The 17,885-nt window shown below is 43.1% G+C and carries 12 protein-coding genes and 1 tRNA gene; 10 read left to right on the forward strand and 3 right to left on the reverse strand.

All coding sequences use genetic code 11. The features are described 5' to 3' along the window. Positions 1–192 precede the first annotated feature (192 nt). Positions 193–699 carry a DinB family protein gene (locus KXQ82_RS08760; RefSeq protein ID WP_219487803.1) on the forward strand — a complete coding sequence of 169 codons (507 nt, stop codon included), beginning with the start codon at positions 193–195 and terminating at the stop codon, positions 697–699. Between the two features lie 249 nt (positions 700–948). Here KXQ82_RS08760 and KXQ82_RS08765 read toward each other — a convergent pair whose 3' ends face one another. Continuing rightward, on the reverse strand, positions 949–3,618 hold the full coding sequence (locus KXQ82_RS08765; protein WP_219487804.1) for a glycoside hydrolase family 2 protein: 2,670 nt from the start codon (positions 3,616–3,618) through the stop codon (positions 949–951). Positions 3,619–3,839: 221 nt separating this feature from the next. On the opposite strand from KXQ82_RS08765, the gene KXQ82_RS08770 reads away from it, so the two are divergent. Both KXQ82_RS08770 and KXQ82_RS08775 read left to right on the forward strand, forming a co-directional pair. Next, positions 3,840–4,847, forward strand: coding sequence for a LacI family DNA-binding transcriptional regulator (locus KXQ82_RS08770; RefSeq protein WP_219487805.1), 1,008 nt, complete (start codon positions 3,840–3,842; stop codon positions 4,845–4,847). A 141-nt stretch (positions 4,848–4,988) separates the two neighbouring features. Beyond that, positions 4,989–5,062 (forward strand) — tRNA-Pro (locus KXQ82_RS08775). 275 nt (positions 5,063–5,337) lie between these two features. Here the strand turns inward: KXQ82_RS08775 and KXQ82_RS08780 are convergent. Further along, positions 5,338–8,679: a DUF5107 domain-containing protein gene (locus KXQ82_RS08780; RefSeq protein ID WP_219487806.1), complete on the reverse strand. Its 3,342-nt coding sequence runs from the start codon at positions 8,677–8,679 to the stop codon at positions 5,338–5,340. 18 nt (positions 8,680–8,697) lie between these two features. Beyond that, on the reverse strand, positions 8,698–10,053 hold the full coding sequence (locus KXQ82_RS08785; RefSeq protein WP_219487807.1) for a sugar porter family MFS transporter: 1,356 nt from the start codon (positions 10,051–10,053) through the stop codon (positions 8,698–8,700). Positions 10,054–10,351: 298 nt separating this feature from the next. Here KXQ82_RS08785 and KXQ82_RS08790 point away from each other — a divergent pair, with 298 nt between their 5' ends. The 7 genes from KXQ82_RS08790 to KXQ82_RS08820 all read left to right on the forward strand — a co-directional run bounded on the left by KXQ82_RS08790 (position 10,352) and on the right by KXQ82_RS08820 (position 17,885). Then, complete coding sequence (locus KXQ82_RS08790) at positions 10,352–11,257, forward strand: AraC family transcriptional regulator (protein WP_219487808.1); 906 nt, start codon at positions 10,352–10,354, stop codon at positions 11,255–11,257. A gap of 154 nt (positions 11,258–11,411) precedes the next feature. Next, entirely contained in the window at positions 11,412–11,744 is a 333-nt protein-coding gene (locus KXQ82_RS08795) for an ArsR/SmtB family transcription factor (RefSeq protein WP_219487809.1), read from the forward strand. Beyond that, positions 11,734–12,186, forward strand: coding sequence for an SRPBCC family protein (locus KXQ82_RS08800; protein ID WP_219487810.1), 453 nt, complete (start codon positions 11,734–11,736; stop codon positions 12,184–12,186). Before KXQ82_RS08795 ends, KXQ82_RS08800 begins: the two co-directional genes overlap by 11 nt. Before the next feature lie 16 nt (positions 12,187–12,202). Further along, positions 12,203–12,985: an alpha/beta fold hydrolase gene (locus tag KXQ82_RS08805; RefSeq protein WP_219487811.1), complete on the forward strand. Its 783-nt coding sequence runs from the start codon at positions 12,203–12,205 to the stop codon at positions 12,983–12,985. Between the two features lie 145 nt (positions 12,986–13,130). After that, the gene (locus KXQ82_RS08810; protein WP_219487812.1) at positions 13,131–14,660 is read left to right on the forward strand and encodes a TonB-dependent receptor; all 1,530 of its coding nucleotides are present in this window, start codon (positions 13,131–13,133) and stop codon (positions 14,658–14,660) included. A gap of 208 nt (positions 14,661–14,868) precedes the next feature. Beyond that, the gene (locus KXQ82_RS08815) at positions 14,869–17,526 is read left to right on the forward strand and encodes a PAS domain S-box protein (protein WP_219487813.1); all 2,658 of its coding nucleotides are present in this window, start codon (positions 14,869–14,871) and stop codon (positions 17,524–17,526) included. Then, positions 17,523–17,885: a response regulator gene (locus KXQ82_RS08820; RefSeq protein ID WP_219487814.1), complete on the forward strand. Its 363-nt coding sequence runs from the start codon at positions 17,523–17,525 to the stop codon at positions 17,883–17,885. The genes KXQ82_RS08815 and KXQ82_RS08820 overlap by 4 nt, the downstream gene beginning before the upstream one ends.

Here is a 17,885-nt window from a genome sequence, read left to right on the forward strand (position 1 = left end):
AGATTGTATTGGTCTTAACTATTCCCTTTTCATATGAATTATACCCACAAAGCCCATCATGTTCATAAAAAATCCGAAATCGAAAATTCGAAATCCGAAATTGAACTTGTCGCGATACACCCTTCAATTGTCGTTTTTAACCAGCACAGTACAATCACTATCCGGTTAATTTTGTTTAAAACAATAAATGTTATGGAAAAACACATTGCAACAGAGCTGACAAATGCCGGGGATAATTTTCTGAAAGCCTTATCTCTATTTACACCCGAGGAGTTTAATAAAGTGCCGTTTAAGGACAGTTGGACAGCGGGGCAAATAGCTGAACATATTTATAAATCGATTAAAGGTGTACCCGAACTACTGACCGCTAAAGGCCTGCCCACACAGCGTGATCCGGAACAAAACGTAGCAGGTATTCGCCAAATGTTTTTGGATTTTAGTACAAAAATGAAATCGCCTGATTTTATCCTGCCATCAAATGACACGAAGGATAAAGCAGACCTGATGAAAAAACTGGACGAAAACTTCAGCAGCATCATAGCGGCAGCAAAAACGCAGGACCATACCTTAACTATAAAAGATTTTGAATTTCCCGGCTCCGGCCCGGTTACCCGTATTGAGCTACTCAACTTTATATCGGTACATACGCAAAGGCATACGCATCAATTGCAGAAAGTATCGGAGGCGATGGTTAAATAGCAGTTGCGGTGGCTCTTAGCATTTGACTCACCCGCCGTGACGTCGCCATCGCCCCTCTCTGCTTCGCAAAGAGGGTGAAGAAATCTTTGAGATACCCATACTTACCCACAATGTTGCGGGCATGGGTGACATAACGCGTGTGATTGCTATACAGAGATTGCTTCGTGCCTTGCAATGACGCGATGGCCTTCTTAAAACAAAAAAGCTCCCGGTAAAACCGAAAGCTTTTTTGAATTTTTACTTTTTTATTTAATTCAAAGTTTGTGGTTGATTTGTGGTTAAACCCGCGGTTATTTCTACAGGTTTCGAGTCTATTTTCAATGTTCCGCTGGTTAGTCCGTCACGCTTGGCGGTGATGGTTATTGCACCGGCGGTTTGTGTTGAGCGTACCATTACACGGTTAATGCCGCATTCAGTATTTAAGTACAGGTTATTGGTGCTGTTCAGTTTGGCAGCGTTAATACCTCCGCGCCATATAGCGGGGCCGGTTACGGTAAAATCAACCTTAGCTTCGTCTGTAGGGCAACGGCGGCCCTGGGCATCAACAACTTCAAAATCGATAAAGGCAACATCGCTACCATCGGCTTGTAAGCCTTTAGGGCCTGTATGAAGAGTTAATTTTATTGCTTTAGCTTCGCCTGCGGTTTGTACCTCTTGCTGTGCAACAATTTTGCCTTTCAGGCTCGCTACAGCTTTAATGGCACCCGGGTTAAACGCTACATTAGGGAAGGCGTAAATAAAGCCTGTTTCTTCGCCTTCGGCAACACGGGCATTATCAGGGCGGCCAACAGTATCAACAAACTTCATTGTTTTGGTTTGTACACCTATTGATTTACCGTTCACAAAAAGTTCTACCTTATCGCAATGCGATGCGGCAACATACATGGCCTTTTTAGTACCTGCAGGATAGTTCCAGTGGCCTATAATATGAATATCCGGCTTCTCGTTCTGCATTACGCGCGATACATAGTAAAGCGATTTTGGTAAACGCACACCATCTACCTTGCCGCTCACACGTAATACGTAGCTGCCTTGCTGGCGTCCATCGGCATTAGAGTCTGAGAAGTAAATGGAGCTGTACGCCGACCATTTTGAATGCACCGGGTCGGTATTATCAATACGGTTACTTACATAGCTGTAATAGCGGGTAGCTGCTGCTAAACAGAAACTCTCAGAATCCCAATGCCAGGTATCGCCACCCGGCCCCGGACGGCCACCTGCCCCCGGAACAATCTTCGGTTTAAAACCAAAATGCGGCGGCGAGTATTTGTCCCAAATGTTACGTCCCGCTTCGTCGCGAAAATCTTCTGTTTCTATGAGTGGTGCTTTATCACGGCGGGCAATGCTGTACCCACGGAAAATATCATCTCCGGTTACTTTATCGGTGCGGCTATCCTGCCCTATCATCACACCATAAAACTCAGAGTTTGCAGTAAGGGCTTTGTTTGCATCAGCCTGATCATTGTCGCGGGTGCCCATTACACGGCCTCCATGCGGGTCGAGCTCTTTACGCAAGGCAACCATCTGGTCCATTTGCTCGGGAGTTACAATGGTGTTACCTGCCTCCCAAAACAATATACTCGGGTTATTACGGAAGTATATCATCGCGGCACGCATAACGGCTATACGCTGGTCCCACTGTACGCCTGTTACCAAACGTTCTTTATCACCGGCCGGGCAAACATTAACAATGCCGTAGCGGTCGCAGGCATCAACATCAGCTTTTTGTGGTGCTACGTGCATCCAGCGCAGGTAATTACCGTTGCTTTCTTTTAACATAGATAAGGTATAATCGTGCATCCAGTTAGGATAAGCACCACCAACACCGGCCCAATCATCGGCCGAGCGTTGTGAGTAGCCTGTAAGCCAAACGAAACGGCCATTAATCCAAACGCCGCCCTTGCCTACGCCACCCTTAAACTCAGTTTGGCGGAAACCTGTTTTAGTATCAACTACATCAACCACCTTGCCGTTCACACTCAGGATAGAATAAACATGATACAGGTATGGGTCGGTAGTATCCCAAAAACGGGCATTGGTTAACTGGCCGACCGCCGTAAATATTTCCGACTGACCTGCAACCAAATCAGATTGTGTACCTTCCAGCTTAGCGCGAACAACGCCATCATTATCAACCACTATCCCCGATAAGGTAATAGAGGCATAGTCTTTAGTTTCGTTCACCACTTCGGCCTCAATTTTGAGGTCTGCAGTCTTTTTCTGCAGGTTAATAGCGTCAGGGTAAATGTATACACCCGAGCTTTTCAGGCCCTCATATAAAGGCAGGGTTTGATATACCTTTCCGGTGATAACTAACGATGCATTACGGTTTAAACCGCCAAAATTGGGGTTAAAGTCTTTAGAGTTCCATTCAAAGCCTGTTTGTGTGGCCTCTTCTTTATAGGTAGTGCTGTTATCAGCCTGTACAGCAAGAATGTTATCCTGGCCGTTAAATTTCACGTCATTAGTAATATCAAAGCCAAAGGCTGTAACACCATTCTCATATTTGCCAATAGGTTTTCCGTTCAAATAAAAACGGCCTGCCTGGCGCATACCTTCAAAAGCGAGGAACACTTTTTGGCCGTTGGCGTTTGCAGGCAGCTTAAAGTGTTTACGGTACCAACCAATACCCAGCATTTTTTCGCCTACATCGCCCCCACCATGGCTAATATAAGCACGGTAGGTATCAATATCGTTCCAGGTATGCGGCAGGCTTACTGCTGTCCATGCGGCATCGTTAAAATCCGGCTTATCAGCACCGGCAGCATCGCCAAAGCTAAATTTCCAATCGGAGTTAAAATTGTACGTGGCGCGGGGCGATACGGGTGCCTGAAACGCGGTGTTATTTTTTTGTGCCATTAAGGCGACAGAAAATAACAGGCAACACACAGTTGCGATTGACAGTTTGAATACTTTCATTCTTTTTTAGATCGTTTTTTTGGTAGTGCACATAGCTATGTATAAATGCACGCATAAATTTATTGATAATAAATTGTTAGTGTGTATTTAAATTTTGACAACATACCCATGTGATAGCTGGGGTGATGCAAGTTTGACTAAAAAAGCTGCCAATGTCAATCATAGTTGAATTTTTTTTTACGGAAACGTTTCCATTTGATATTTTGTATTATTGTTGTGATATGCCCCAAATTACGATAAAGGAACTTGCAGCCCGTTTAAACCTCTCCATTTCTACGGTATCGCGTGCGCTGAGTGATAGCCACGAGATAAGTAAAGCTACACGCGATAAAGTAAGGGCATTAGCGCAAGAGCTAAATTATATACCCAACCTGTATGCCAGCGGCTTGCGAAGCCAAAAGAGTAAAACCATTGCTGTTATCATCCCCGAAATACTGAACAATTTTTTTGCGTTAGCGATTGATGGCATTGAGGAAATAGCCCAGCAAAATGGCTACCATGTACTGATATATTTAACGCACGACGACCATATTAAGGAAGCCGCCATGGTGCAGCATTTACTGAATGGCCGCGTTGATGGTATTTTAATGTCGGTAGCGGCCGAAACCAAAGACACAAGCCACATAGCCGAGTTTGCCAATATGCAAATACCGGTTGTGTTTTTTGACAGGATATGCGATGATTTTAAAACCATAAAATTTGTTACCGACGATGAGCATTGCGGTTTTATTGCCACCAAACACCTTGCCGAACGCGGGTGCAAAAACATTGCTTATCTATCGCTCTCCAAAAACCTGTCGATAGACCAAAAGCGTATGGATGGTTACCTGGATGCCTGCAAAAACCTGCAACTAAAAACAAACATTATAGCCTGCACGCAAAAAGACATCGAAAACGAACAGATAATAAGCAATTTACTAAAAACCGATAAAAGCATTGATGGCATTTTCGCTTCGGTTGAAAAGCTGGCTATCAGCACCTATGAGGTTTGTAACCGGCTGCACATTAACATACCGGGGCAGTTAAAAATAATAAGCTTTTCAAACCTGCGTATTGCATCGCTGTTAAAGCCATCGTTAACTACCATTAACCAGCCAGCCTTCGAAATTGGCAAGCAAGCCGCCGTAGCCTTGTTCCGCGCATTAAAAAACAATACCATTTTTACCCAAAGCGAAGAAATTGTGGTTCCATCCACGCTCATCATCCGCGATTCGACCGCTGCAAAATAATTATTGAAAAAATTAATTATCTAAAATACTGTAAATCAAAACAGTTCAAAAACAGCAATGCAGTATATGCCACATCAATTAAAAATCTTTTAAAATAGTATTTGCAAAAGCATTTTGCTTTACTATCTTTGCAACCCCAAACGGGATGTAGCGTAGCCCGGTATCGCGCCACATTTGGGATGTGGAGGCCGCAGGTTCGAATCCTGCCATCCCGACGATACCAAAAAACCGCCTTTAAAGAAATTTAAAGGCGGTTTTTGTTTTTATAATCATTTTACATGAATTTCAACTTGTTTTAAATCAGCACATTATTGGTTCCTATCCCTACTGATAATTTCTGGCTATGGGAATTAAAGGGTAGGCTTCATCAATATCCTAATCAAAATAAATCAATGGGTATTGACTGAAATCTACCATTTCTGGAATAAAGAGACAGGCGGAAGATTCCACCTGTCTCTTTATTTATTAATATTTCATTGATACCTATTCTTTAGCTAACTGAGGCCGCTGATATGGTATTTTTAAGTCCAGTTAGATACCCGAGATGCATCTGCGCGCCAAAATGCATGGCATCGTTTTTTGTCACATCGTTGAATGCCTGTTGTGCTTCATCTGTTTTTTTGAGTCCAAGGTATCCCAATCCGGCAATATAACGACAGTGAATATAATTGCGAAGCTTCAGATCATCTTCAAATATCAACAGGTCGGGTAATGATACCGCGAAATAATCAACACGTACCTCGTCCTGTTCATGTGCCAGCCCATAGTTTACCAGGTTGTTAAATATTGCCGTGGCAATTTCCGGCTTATGTAATTTTTCCCAGGCTAGGCCCTGGTAAAATATCTTATCAGGTTGCTGGTCGTTGTAAAACATCGCTGCACTCGGCTCTGATAAGCCCTGGGTTGCTACCCCCCAGTAAAACGCTGCCTTTTCTGTATCGCCCAAGCCTTGATAAGCACAGCCAAGCCAATAAAAATTGTCATTTTCCTGTGCGCCGGGCAGTTTACCTTCGCCAAGGTTATGAGGGTATTTCTGCGCCTCGTTAAGTTTTATAATCGCATCAGCATAAGCAACCTGGCTAATGTCTGCTTTAGCTAATTCTGTCAAACTATAAATATACTGGCCCGAAACTCTACCTTCGCCGCCCTCCCAGGGATGGAATTTACGGCTCATTATCTGTTGGTATGCTGCGGTATAGTCACCCAGATAGTTCTTCAATGCCGCTATCTCCAGGTACAGATCATCGCGTTGCTCTGCAACTTCAAAGTGGCTGGTTAAAAATTTCAGCCGTGTGCCGCATTCGTAATTGAGTTTTTTATACAGTTGGTCCAGTTCCATCAGCACACGTGCATCATTTGGGTTCAGGCTGAAAGCTTTTTCAAACAATACGAGCGCTTTTTCAGGATCATTTTGTTTATTGTACGCCGCGATAGCCAAGTTCCGGAATACCGTTGGGAAAGTAGTGTCAATAGCTGCCGAAAGTTCCCAGCATTCAATCGCATCAGTGTACTGGCGTTTGTCGTACCAAAGGTTACCAAGGTAATAATGGGCCTTCGCGTCGGCGCTATTATTCTGTATAGCAAATTGCAATACAGCAATATCTTCAAGCCTGTTTGGAAAACAATAATCGGAATTGGCAGCGGCGCCGATCTTTAAATACCGGTCTGCAGATATAGTATCTCCTTTCAGAGCATTGAAATTTGCGAGGTAATAGCATAACATCGGATCATTTTCGGGGGCGTTATTAACCATCAAAAGCAAGTCAATGGCCTCGTCATACAATCCTACGTTGGCATAGTCTATCGCATATTCAATTAAGGTATTCGCTTGTCCGCGACAAAGTTCTTCCAGTTGCTTTAGTTTTTCAGCTGCTTCATCATACCTTTGTAGCGCTTGCAAACTACGGTACAATTCAAACAGGGCGCTCAAATTAAAGCCATCACGTTTAAGGGCATAACGGCATACCTCGAGCGATTCTTCTATCCTCAACAACATTCGTAGCGCTCTTGCTTTTATCAGGTAAGCTTTTCCGTTCCGGGCATTCCGGTCAATCGACTGGTTAATATGTTCTAAAGCCCGTTCGGCATCGTTATTCCTAAGATCAATTTGTGCAACCGCATAGTATGCTACATCCTGCCATCCGGCATTCCAGGCAGCTTTAAAAAAGGCATCGTAAGCTTTTTTATAATCTTTGATATACCAATACGCAAGGCCAAGATTGTAGTAAGGCTCACCATTGTACGGATTGGGATTACGCTGCGTAATAGTTTGGACAGCGGTTTTTAAATAAGGTATCGCATCTGCAAATTTACCTCTTCGCAGCAGCCACAAACCCATGGCATTATTATTCCTGATGTCGGAGGGCGCTCTTTTTAATGCCTCCTCGTAATAAGGTATCGGGCTATAAGTGGCATGGCGGTATTGTTCCAAATGTTGCCCTGTCAAAAACAACTGCTCGGCAGAATCCATTTGTTCCGGCAAAATGGCAGGCTTTGCCGCTTCCGGAAGTTCCCGTTCATCGTTCGACTCGGCATAGCAAATCAATTTGTTACCCAAAGCATCATAAACCGATAGTGTAAGCAATTCCGACGATCCGACAGGAACCGTTACCTGCTTTTCAAAAACATCTTCCGGCCTTAGTGATGCCGTCCACTCCTGGAGCGTTTGGCTCGCGGTAGCGAGTAGAATGCGCACGTCAGCAATTTCCGATGTTGCAAAAACAGTTACTTTTAACGAGCCGTCTTTTTCCTCCAAACCTAATAGTATATCCCTTGTCGCGTTTTTAACGAGGCCAACCTTGCGGTATGGTAAAAAGTATTGGGTAAACGACTTTTCTTCATTGGGCATCAGCCAGGTAAAATCGGGTTGGTTGTCCGTAAACATCCCGGTCATCAATTCAATATACGGGCCATCTTCATCCGTAAGGTTACGATCCCAGGCTACACCAAAGTCGCCGTTGCCCCATGTCCACTGCTTTTTGCCCGGTGATACATGATGGTCTGCCACGTGAAGCACGCCCGCTTCCGTATCGTGCTCATAACCTCCTACAAAATCGTATTCAGAATTAACGGCCATATAGGATGTTGGCACCGGAATATTTTTGTATCGGGAAATATCGGTTCCGGGCGAATAATCTACTTTATAGTATGTACCTGTCGCTATCGGGAAAGTTGAAACGTCACGTTTACCATGATCAAACACCGCATGTACATCGGGCGGAAATACGCTTTGGTAATGATCACCCACGCTTACTGCCGGGTTGGCCCACCATAAAAAAGTTTGTGGCAGGTTGGTACGGTTATACAGTTGCGCTTTTATTTCGAGATAAGCCTTGTCGGGATATAAAGTAAAGCCCGCCATACCTTTTGTACGGAACATCTTTTCCACTTCGTTCACCCAAATGGTTTTACTGCCATCTTCGTTTTCTTCAATTTTATAATCTACCGGATCGAAAGTACTGGGCCTATGGTGTTGCGGCCAGTTAAACTCAATGCCGCCGGATATCCAGGGCCCGCACAAGCCTACCAGGGCGGGTTTGATGACCTGGTTGTAATATATAAAGTGGCGGTTAGCGATCTTGTCAAAAGCCATTTGCACACGTCCCCCAATTTCCGGGAGGATCATAATCTTCAGGTATTTATTTTCCAGGAAAAGGCCATTGTATTCCTCATCTACTTTCTCATCGGCTATCTTTTCGATAACAGGATGCGGATAAACCACGCCACTACTTCCCTGGTAAACCCTGTTTTCAAAAAACATGGGGTTTTTATCAGCTTCAGCCACCTTATATGTAGGTATAACAACCTTTTCCTGCCAAACTTGAACTTTCATATCTAATATTAATCTCTCTTAATGTCCTGTAAAATTGTGCTCCAATTGTTCGAGTGTCTGTCCCTTGGTTTCTTTTACGCGGCTTTTGATAAACAGGTAACCCAAAAAGCAAATGCCTGCATATAAGTAAAATGGGCCATAAGTACCCAGGTGCTCGGCGAGGATAGGAAATGTGAATACCAAAATAAAATAGGCTATCCATAACGATACGATGGCTACCGAAGATGCTGCACTACGGATATTATTAGGAAATATCTCTGAGATTAATACCCAGGTTACCGGTGCCAGCGAAGTTGCGTAAAGCGCGATAGGAAGGAGTACAAACACCGAGATCCATATCATCGGGGCATGAGATTTTAAAAGCCACGCCAGGATAACATAAGATACTGCCAGGCCAATTGAGCCTGCAAGCATTAGCGGTCGGCGACCCAGTTTGTCAACCTGCCACATGGCTATTACTGTGAAAAGTAAATTAACAATACCAATAGCCACCGTTTCGAACAGTTGATGATTAAGATTTGCACCTACCGACTTGAAAATTGTTGAGGTGTAATTAAATACAACATTGATGCCACACAGTTGCTGAAACACCGCTAACGTAATGCCGATGACTACTGCAGCCCTTACTCCTTTTGAAAAAACCGCTGAAAATGATTGATTTTTTTTTTGGTTCGACTCGCCAATGGCCGCTACAGTGGTTTGTGCAAACTCCTCCGATCCTATTTTTGTCAGGATGCCTACCGCTTTGGCTGTTTGCCCGATGGAGATGAGCCACCTTGGGCTTTCGGGAAGAAAAACTACCCCTACTAAAAACAGTAAGGATGGTATTAGCCCTAAGCCAAACATCCAACGCCAGGCTTCATGCATATCGGCCAGCAGGTAGTTTACTAAGTTGGTGATGAGAATACCGGTAACAATGGTTAACTGATTGATAGCCACATTGCGCCCCCGCATGTGGGCCGGTGATATTTCGGCTATATACATGGGGCTTAACATCGAAGCCATACCCACGCCAATACCCGCGCAAAACCGCATCAGTACAAAAACAGTTAATCCCGGAGAGAGGGCCATGCCAACCGATGAAATAGCAAAAATTCCGGCCGCGATCATTAAGCCGGGGCGACGCCCGTACCTATCAGCCAGTTTGCCGGCCAAAAGGCAACCTACAATACAGCCCAATGCAAGGGAACCGGTGAGGAAACCCTCCCACCAACTGGATAGATGAAAAGCTGTTTTCAAAAAAGGAAGGGCGCCGGAAATGACTGCAAAATCAAACCCAAAAAGATACCCGCCCAGCGCTGATATAAATGAGATACCGAGAATATACCGGTTGTTAAACTTAATTGTTGCTTGCTGCGCTGCTGTAGTTTGCATAACGTTAAAACTTCTCCTTAAATGGCTATGGTTTGAGTTAATTGCTGTACTTTACCGGCTAAACGCCAGCAATGGTACAACTCATTATCAGTTATATTGGTTAAGCTAAAATAGTCACTCCCCGCTTGCTTAGCAATGGATAATCGATTGCAAAACATGGACTATCTAACTTTTTACTCTAAGCTTAGTAACCTATACAGCATAAACAATATTCTTATTTTAACACACCATACCCTTGTTTGATACATGGATATAAATTGATTATTTACCTTTATCATATTAAAGCTAAAGGAGAAGAATGAGCAGCCACCCGGTAAATTTCAAAAAAGACGGATTTGAAGGCCAGCGCGCTATTGTAATACCAAAGCCGATATTGACCAGGTTTTGTACAGAAAATGATGCCATTAAGGGTGCCTATATAACAGACATCGGCTATTACCCTAAAGCAAAATTTCATAGAAGAGAGAGGCCAGCAGGAGCAGATCAGAACATTTTGATTTATTGTATTGATGGAAGGGGAACAGTTAACATTAACTCTCTTACTTATGATATTGCTCCGGGTGATTTTATTATTATACCCCACAGCATTAAACACTCATACGAAACTGATGAAAGCAGCCCATGGACCATTTATTGGTGCCATTTCAAAGGATTGCAATCAGATGCGATAGTAGAACAAATAATTTCAAAAGAACAGAGTTATCGGTATAGTGTTAAGTTTGTTGACGATCGGATTGATCTTTTTGATAAGCTTTACAGCTTTTTAGAACAAGGTTACAGCCTGGAAAATCTTACTTATGTTAATCTGTTGCTTTTGCAATACTTATGTTCATTTGCATTCCGCGACAGATTTTATACAATCCGCCCTGAAACCCATGCAGAGCCCGCCGAAAAATCGATTTTGTTTATGCAGAGCAACCTGGATAAAGGCCTGACATTATCAGAATTGGCGGCTTCTGTCAATCTATCTGTCAGCCATTATATATTCTTATTTAAAAAGAAAACAGGATTTTCGCCTATTGATTATTTTAATCACCTCAAAATTCAAAAGGCCTGTCAATACCTGCAATTTACAGATCTAAGAATTAGGGAGATCGCCTTTAAAATCGGTATTGATGATCAATTTTATTTTTCAAGACTATTTAACCGGACTATGGGGTTTGGGCCCAAAGAATATCGCAAAAGCAGATCCGCTGTCAAATAACGGAGACCTTTAGTACTAAATCAATACCTTATTACAACTGCGTCTATTTCTTCAAAAAGGAAACAAAATCCGTTTCAAAATTGTGAGTAATTGCATATTTTATTTGCGCAAGTAAATAATTGCATTTAAATTTACAAGCATATACTTGCATAAAATGATAGCCAGACGAGATGTATTTCAAGCCATAGCCGACCCTACCCGCAGGGCTATTATCAACCTTGTTGCCACACAACCCCGTAATGTAAATGCCATTGCCGATGAGTTTGCAATAACCCGGCAGGCGGTATCATTACACCTCAAAATACTAATAGAATGTGAACTGGTAAGTGTAAAAAAAGAAGGCCGTGACCGGCTTTGCGAAGCACGTTTGGATCAGCTTAGCGAAGTATCGGCCTGGATTAACCAGTACAAACAGCATTGGGAAAGCAAATTTGATGCAATGGAAACATATATCGAAAAACTAAAAAAAGAACGACATGGAAAGTAACAGCACAAAAGACAGGGAGCTGGTCATCACCAGAAAGCTAGACGCCCCCGTAGCACTGGTATGGGAAGTTTGGACCAACGCAGAGCATATTGCCAACTGGTGGGGGCCCGATGGTTTTACCAATACCATTACCAAAATGGATATAACACCTGGCGGCGAATGGGACCTGGTAATGCATGGCCCCGATGGTACCGATTATAAGAACAAAAGCGTTTTTAAAGAGGTGGTTCCATTTAAAAAAATAGTTTACCAACACGTATCGGCACCTAAGTTTATCGCAACCATCACTTTTGAAGAGCAGGGCGAGCAAACCCTGCTTAACTGGCACATGCTTTTTGAAACTGCCGAGCAATTTATCCAGGTAGTTAAAACCTTTAAAGCTGATGAAGGCTTGAAACAAAATATAGAGAAACTCAATGTTTATCTATCAGGATTACAATAACCAATAAAAAAAGCAAATGAAAAACGCTCTTAAATCGGGCTACGCGCCTGTAAACGGCCTTAATATGTATTATGAAATACATGGCGATGGCAACATGCCACTGGTATTGATACATGGCGGCGGTTCTACAATTGAAACATCTTTCAGCAATATATTACACCTGCTATCAGCACATTATAAAGTTATCGCTGTTGAGCTTCAAGCCCATGGCCGCACTAATGACCGTACCGCTCCGGAGTCTTTTGAGCAGGATGCTGATGACGTAGCAACATTGCTCAAGTATTTAAATATTGGTAAAGCAAACTTTTTTGGCTTTAGTAATGGTGGCACTACTACTTTACAAATTGCCATAAGGCATAGCGGCGTAGTCAATAAAATAATAACGCTGGCAGCCGCCTACCGCAGGGATGGTTTTTTTGATGGATTTTTTGATGGTTTTGAGAACGCATCTCTGGATAGTATGCCCGGCCCGTTAAAAACAGCCTTTTTAGCCGTTAACCCTGATGAAAATGCTTTGCTTAACATGTTCAACAGGGATGTTGAACGGATGAAAAATTTTACAGACATACCTGATAGTGATATCCTGGCTATTAACGCATCCGCACTGATCATAGCGGGTGATAAGGATGTGATGAGCACCGAACATACCGTAAATATAGCCAGGTTAATTCCCGGTGCACAACTTGCTATTTTACCGGGTATACATGGCGAGTGCATAGGTGAAATATGTACAGCAAAACCAGGCAGCAAAATGCCCGAAATTACCGTGATGCTGATCAGGGAGTTTCTGAACGGCTAAGCCCGTATTATAGATTACGCAAAGTGAAAAACGGCTGGCCTGTCCGTTTTTCACTCTTTTTCTCCCCTTTTGCATAAAAAACCGTACTTTTATGCATCTTATCAAAAACGGTGCTGGCAACAGCAAAATACAAAGCGTAATTGCAATGAACATCCTCCACAATACAGATCTCGGAACAAAACAGAAAGCGCTTGCTATTAACCTTAATCCTAAAATTTATGGGTCGTTTGCCGAGATAGGCGCCGGGCAGGATGTAGCCGCCAACTTTTTTAAAGCCGGAGCATCATCAGGCACCATAGCCAAAACCATGTCGGCCTATGATATGACCTTTTCTGATGCCATTTATGGTGCGCAGCAAGTACGTCGTTACGTAAGCGAGAACAGGCTAAAATCAATGCTCGACCATGAGTATGGCCTGCTGATAGAGCGCCTTGCAGAACAGCGTGGCGATACAACAACTTTCTTTTCTTTTTCTAATACGGTTTCGGCGCTTAACTATCATAAAACAAATGACTCGCATGGCTGGATGGGCGTACGTTTCCAGTTAGAGCCCAACGGTCCGTATAATGATGTGGTATTGCACGTTAAGCTATTAGATAACGATAATAACTTACAGCAACAAGCCGTTGGCGTTTTAGGTGTTAACCTGATGTATGCCTGTTTTTATTATAATGAGCACCCGCCGGTATTTTTGCTTTCGCTGATGGACGACCTCTCAAAAGACCGCATCCAGATAGACATGATCCGTTTTGAGGGCCCGGGCTTTAGCAAAGTTGATAACCGCCTGATGAGTCTGCACCTGGTAAAATACGGCTTTTCAAATGCAGCGGTATTTGGCCCCGATGGCAAAAACCAGCAACCATCAGAGGTATTATACAAAAAGCATATTGTAGTAGTGCGTGGCCGTTTCCGTCCGCTCATCAATGTACACATGGATATGTTGAATACCGGTGTTAAGCAGTTTATGCAGGAGCCCGACGTTGATAAAAACAATGTGATGGTGATTACCGAGCTTACCCTGCAATCCTTAAAAGAGCGCAACGCAGATCAAAGCGCTGAGATTGATGAAAAAGACTTTTTGGAGCGTGTGGATATATTATGCTCGCTCGGCCAAACGGTAATGATATCTAACTTCCACGAGTATTACAAACTGGTAGCTTACCTGTCAAAAATTACAAAACTAAAGCTGGGTGTGGTATTAGGTTACCCCAACCTGGAGTATATATTTTCGGAAGAGCATTATAATGACCTTGAAGGGGGAATTTTGGAATCTTTCGCTACACTGTTCAGTCGTAAGGTAAAACTGTTCATCTACCCCACCCTGCGCGATGGTGTGATATGGAACTGTTTAAGATTTTACCCGCCGCCGCACCTTATTGATTTGTACCGCTACCTCATCGCCAACAATAAAATTGAAGACATAAGGCATTATAATGAGAAAAACCTGAGTGTTGATACCAATATTGTGCTCGATTTAATAAAACAAGCTTCACCCGGCTGGGAAGAATACGTACCGGCCGAAGTGGCCACTATGATAAAAGACCGTTGCCTGTTTGGTTATCCCTGCGAGGTTGTACCTGCCATAGAAGCTGAAGCACACCCTGCTAAAAGTAAAAAGGCTGATACTGCAAAAAGCACACCTACGCAAAATGATAATCCAATAAAAACCTTTTAAACCCATAAGGTTTTTACTCTTCAGCGAGCGACATGTTAATATCGCCCGCTTTTTTTTTGCATAGCAGTAAACAATATCTGATATTAACTGTTGGATGGTAAAAAATTCAAGGGTTATTTCATGCCTCAATAATTAAAATAGCCAAGTTTAATTATTGAGTTAAAAAATATATTTTTGAATAACACACCTAATTCAAACTAAACTTTATATGGCGAGATCAATACCCGACAATGGTTATAAAGACATTTTTAACAATTGCAAGTCAACCATTTTGGTTATGGATATTGATGCTCCGGTTTACACCATTCTCGATGTTAACGAGGCATACCTGCAGGCAACCAATACCACCCGCGAAACCCTGGTAGGCAAAGGCGTATTTGCCGCGTTTCCGGCAAACCCAACTGATGAAGTATCCAAGAATATAGAGCGTACTATTTTTTCTTTCAATCAAGCCATTAGTACTAAAAAGCCGCATACCATGTCTAACTACAGGTATGATATCCCCATCAGGGGCACTAATGAATTTGAAGAAAGGTACTGGACAACCACCAACACCCCTATTTTAGATGCAGAAGGTAATGTGGCTTATTTTATCCATTCGCCCGAAAATGTTACCGAATTATATAAGCTGGCTGAACGCGAAAAGGCTGGTATTGAAGCTTTAAAAAATCAAAGAAAGCAACTGTATTCAACATTTATGCAGGCGCCTGTAGGTATAGCCATATTTCACGGCCCCGAGTATATTGTTGAATTGATCAATCCGCCCTTGTGCGAACTGTATAATAAAACACTTGATGAAATGCTTGGAAAGCCCGTATTCGATGTGCTTAATCATGCCCGTGGAATTGGCTTTGAAGAACTGTTAGATAACGTACGTTTAACAGGTGTACCATTTAAAGGGCAAGGGCTTGCAGCCCCTTTAATGAGAAACGGCCGACTTGAAACAGCATACCTCGATTTTGTTTACGAGCCTTTTCGTGAAGATGATGGTACCATAAGCGGAGTTATAGCCGTAGCCATTGAAGTTACCGAGCAAATAAACTCAAGAAAAAAGCTGGAAGAGGCCGAAGAGCGTACCCGCCTTGCTGTTGATGCAGTTGGTTTAGGCACTTATGACCTTGACCTCATTACCGGTGAGATGCTTACCTCCGCGCAGTTTGCCAATATCTTCGGCTTTAAAGCGCCGGTAAAGCGCGAAGAATATGTAGCTGTTTTTCATACTGATGATCTTGAACTACGCACAAAATCTCATAAAAATGCACTTATAACAGGGCACTTAATGTATGAGGCGAGGGTGATCTGGCCCGATCAATCAATCCACTGGGTGCGGATAGAGGGGAAAGTATTTTATGATGCCTTATCACAACCAGTAAGAATACTGGGCACATTATTAGATATTACTGAACAAAGAAGTGCAAAGGAAGAACAGCGTAAGCTAATTACCCTGGTTGATAACAGTGTAGACCTGATGTCGATACTGAATATGGATGGCACAAACTCATACATCAACCAGGCAGGCATGAATTTGCTTGGGTTTGACACCTTGGAGCAGGTAATTCAAACCCCGATAGCTGAACTTCACACACCGGATGATTTTACACAAGTACAAAACGAGGTTTTACCTGTGGTTATGGCACAAGGCCGATGGTCCGGCATTATGCTGGTGCGCCATCTTAAAAGCCGCGAAATATTCCCGGTATTTAATAATTGCATCCGTATAGATGATCCGGTTTCAGGAAAACCAATTGCTGTTGGCGCTGTAATGCGCGATATGCGGCCCGAAATGCTGGCCAAGCAAGCCCTTGCCGATAGTGAAGAACTGTTAAGGAACATTACAAGCGCTACGCCAACGGGCTTATGGGTGTCAAACGAAGAGGGCTACATTACGTATGTAAATCAAACCTGGATAAACTGGACGGGCCTTAATTATGCGGAACAAATGGGCAAGGGCTGGTTGAATGCCCTTATTACTGAAGACCATGACAAAACCGTAAATGGCTTTCTCAAAGCGCTAAATACCCGGAGCCACTATGAGGCTGAGTTTAGGATAAACCATACCGACGGCACCAGGCACTGGTGCGTGGCCACAGGCAAGCCGCAATACCAGGAAGATGGCACCTTTAACGGATACATTGGTGCCTGCGTGGATATTACCGAACAGAAACATCTGCAACAGCAAAAAGATGATTTTATAGGGATAGCGAGCCACGAGTTAAAAACGCCTGTAACCAGTATAAAAGCATACACACAAGTGCTGGAAAGGATGCTGCTAAAAAAAGGTGAAATTAAAGAGGCCAACATGATAAACCGCATGGATGGCCAGATAAACCGATTAAACAGCCTGGTTGGCGACCTGCTCGATGTTACCAAAATCAATTCGGGTAAACTGCAGTTTAACCCCGTTGATTTTGATTTTAACACACATGTTAAAGATTTGATAGAAGACCTGCAACGCACCACAGATAAACATACCCTGGTTGCCAACTTTGACCCAACAGGTATTGTGTATGGCGATAAAGAGCGTATTGGGCAGGTAATAACTAACCTTATTACCAATGCAATTAAATATTCGCCTAATGCCGATAAGATCATCATCAGCTCATCAGTAAATGAAGGTAATGTAAAATTATGCATTCAGGATTTTGGTATCGGCATTGCCGAAAAGAACCTGGATAAGGTTTTTGAACAATTTTACCGCGTAAGCGGCGATATGCAGCATACATTCCCCGGCCTTGGCTTAGGCTTGTACATCTCATCAGAAATTATAAAACGCGAAAACGGAAGGATCTGGGTAAGCAGTAAAGAAGGCGAAGGCTCTAAATTCTGTTTTTCACTACCGCTTAAAAATTCAGCACCGCAATCATGAGCACAACAAAAAGAATAATATTAGCTGATGACGACCCCGGCATACTGGATGCCATCCGCATATTGCTCGAGTTTGAAGGTTACCAGGTTACCTGCGTAGCCGCGGGAGAAAAACTACTTACATTAGAAACAGATCTCCCCCATCTGATCTTATTAGACATATGGATGTCGGGTATAGATGGCCGCGATATTTGCAGGCAGCTTAAACAAAAAGAAAATACACGAAAACTGCCAATCATACTCATATCGGCCAGTAAGGATATTGAAAACTCAGCCATTGCAGCCGGTGCCGATGACTTTGTATCCAAACCATTTGAAATGGACCACCTCATCGCTAAAATAGAGCAGTATATCCTGTAA

The organism is Mucilaginibacter rivuli, from assembly GCF_019391655.1.
GTDB classification, from domain to species: Bacteria; Bacteroidota; Bacteroidia; order Sphingobacteriales; family Sphingobacteriaceae; genus Mucilaginibacter; species Mucilaginibacter rivuli.

Bases quoted from the DNA above. Each gene is read 5' to 3' on its own strand.
- KXQ82_RS08785 (WP_219487807.1), bottom strand. From the start codon at position 10,053: ATGCAAACTACAGCAGCGCAGCAAGCAACAATTAAGTTTAACAACCGG.
- KXQ82_RS08770 (WP_219487805.1), top strand. From the start codon at position 3,840: ATGCCCCAAATTACGATAAAGGAACTTGCAGCCCGTTTAAACCTCTCC.
- KXQ82_RS08820 (WP_219487814.1), top strand. From the start codon at position 17,523: ATGAGCACAACAAAAAGAATAATATTAGCTGATGACGACCCCGGCATA.
- KXQ82_RS08800 (WP_219487810.1), top strand. From the start codon at position 11,734: ATGGAAAGTAACAGCACAAAAGACAGGGAGCTGGTCATCACCAGAAAG.
- KXQ82_RS08805 (WP_219487811.1), top strand. From the start codon at position 12,203: ATGAAAAACGCTCTTAAATCGGGCTACGCGCCTGTAAACGGCCTTAAT.
- KXQ82_RS08795 (WP_219487809.1), top strand. From the start codon at position 11,412: ATGATAGCCAGACGAGATGTATTTCAAGCCATAGCCGACCCTACCCGC.
- KXQ82_RS08790 (WP_219487808.1), top strand. From the start codon at position 10,352: ATGAGCAGCCACCCGGTAAATTTCAAAAAAGACGGATTTGAAGGCCAG.
- KXQ82_RS08760 (WP_219487803.1), top strand. From the start codon at position 193: ATGGAAAAACACATTGCAACAGAGCTGACAAATGCCGGGGATAATTTT.
- KXQ82_RS08765 (WP_219487804.1), bottom strand. From the start codon at position 3,618: ATGAAAGTATTCAAACTGTCAATCGCAACTGTGTGTTGCCTGTTATTT.
- KXQ82_RS08815 (WP_219487813.1), top strand. From the start codon at position 14,869: ATGGCGAGATCAATACCCGACAATGGTTATAAAGACATTTTTAACAAT.
- KXQ82_RS08810 (WP_219487812.1), top strand. From the start codon at position 13,131: ATGAACATCCTCCACAATACAGATCTCGGAACAAAACAGAAAGCGCTT.
- KXQ82_RS08780 (WP_219487806.1), bottom strand. From the start codon at position 8,679: ATGAAAGTTCAAGTTTGGCAGGAAAAGGTTGTTATACCTACATATAAG.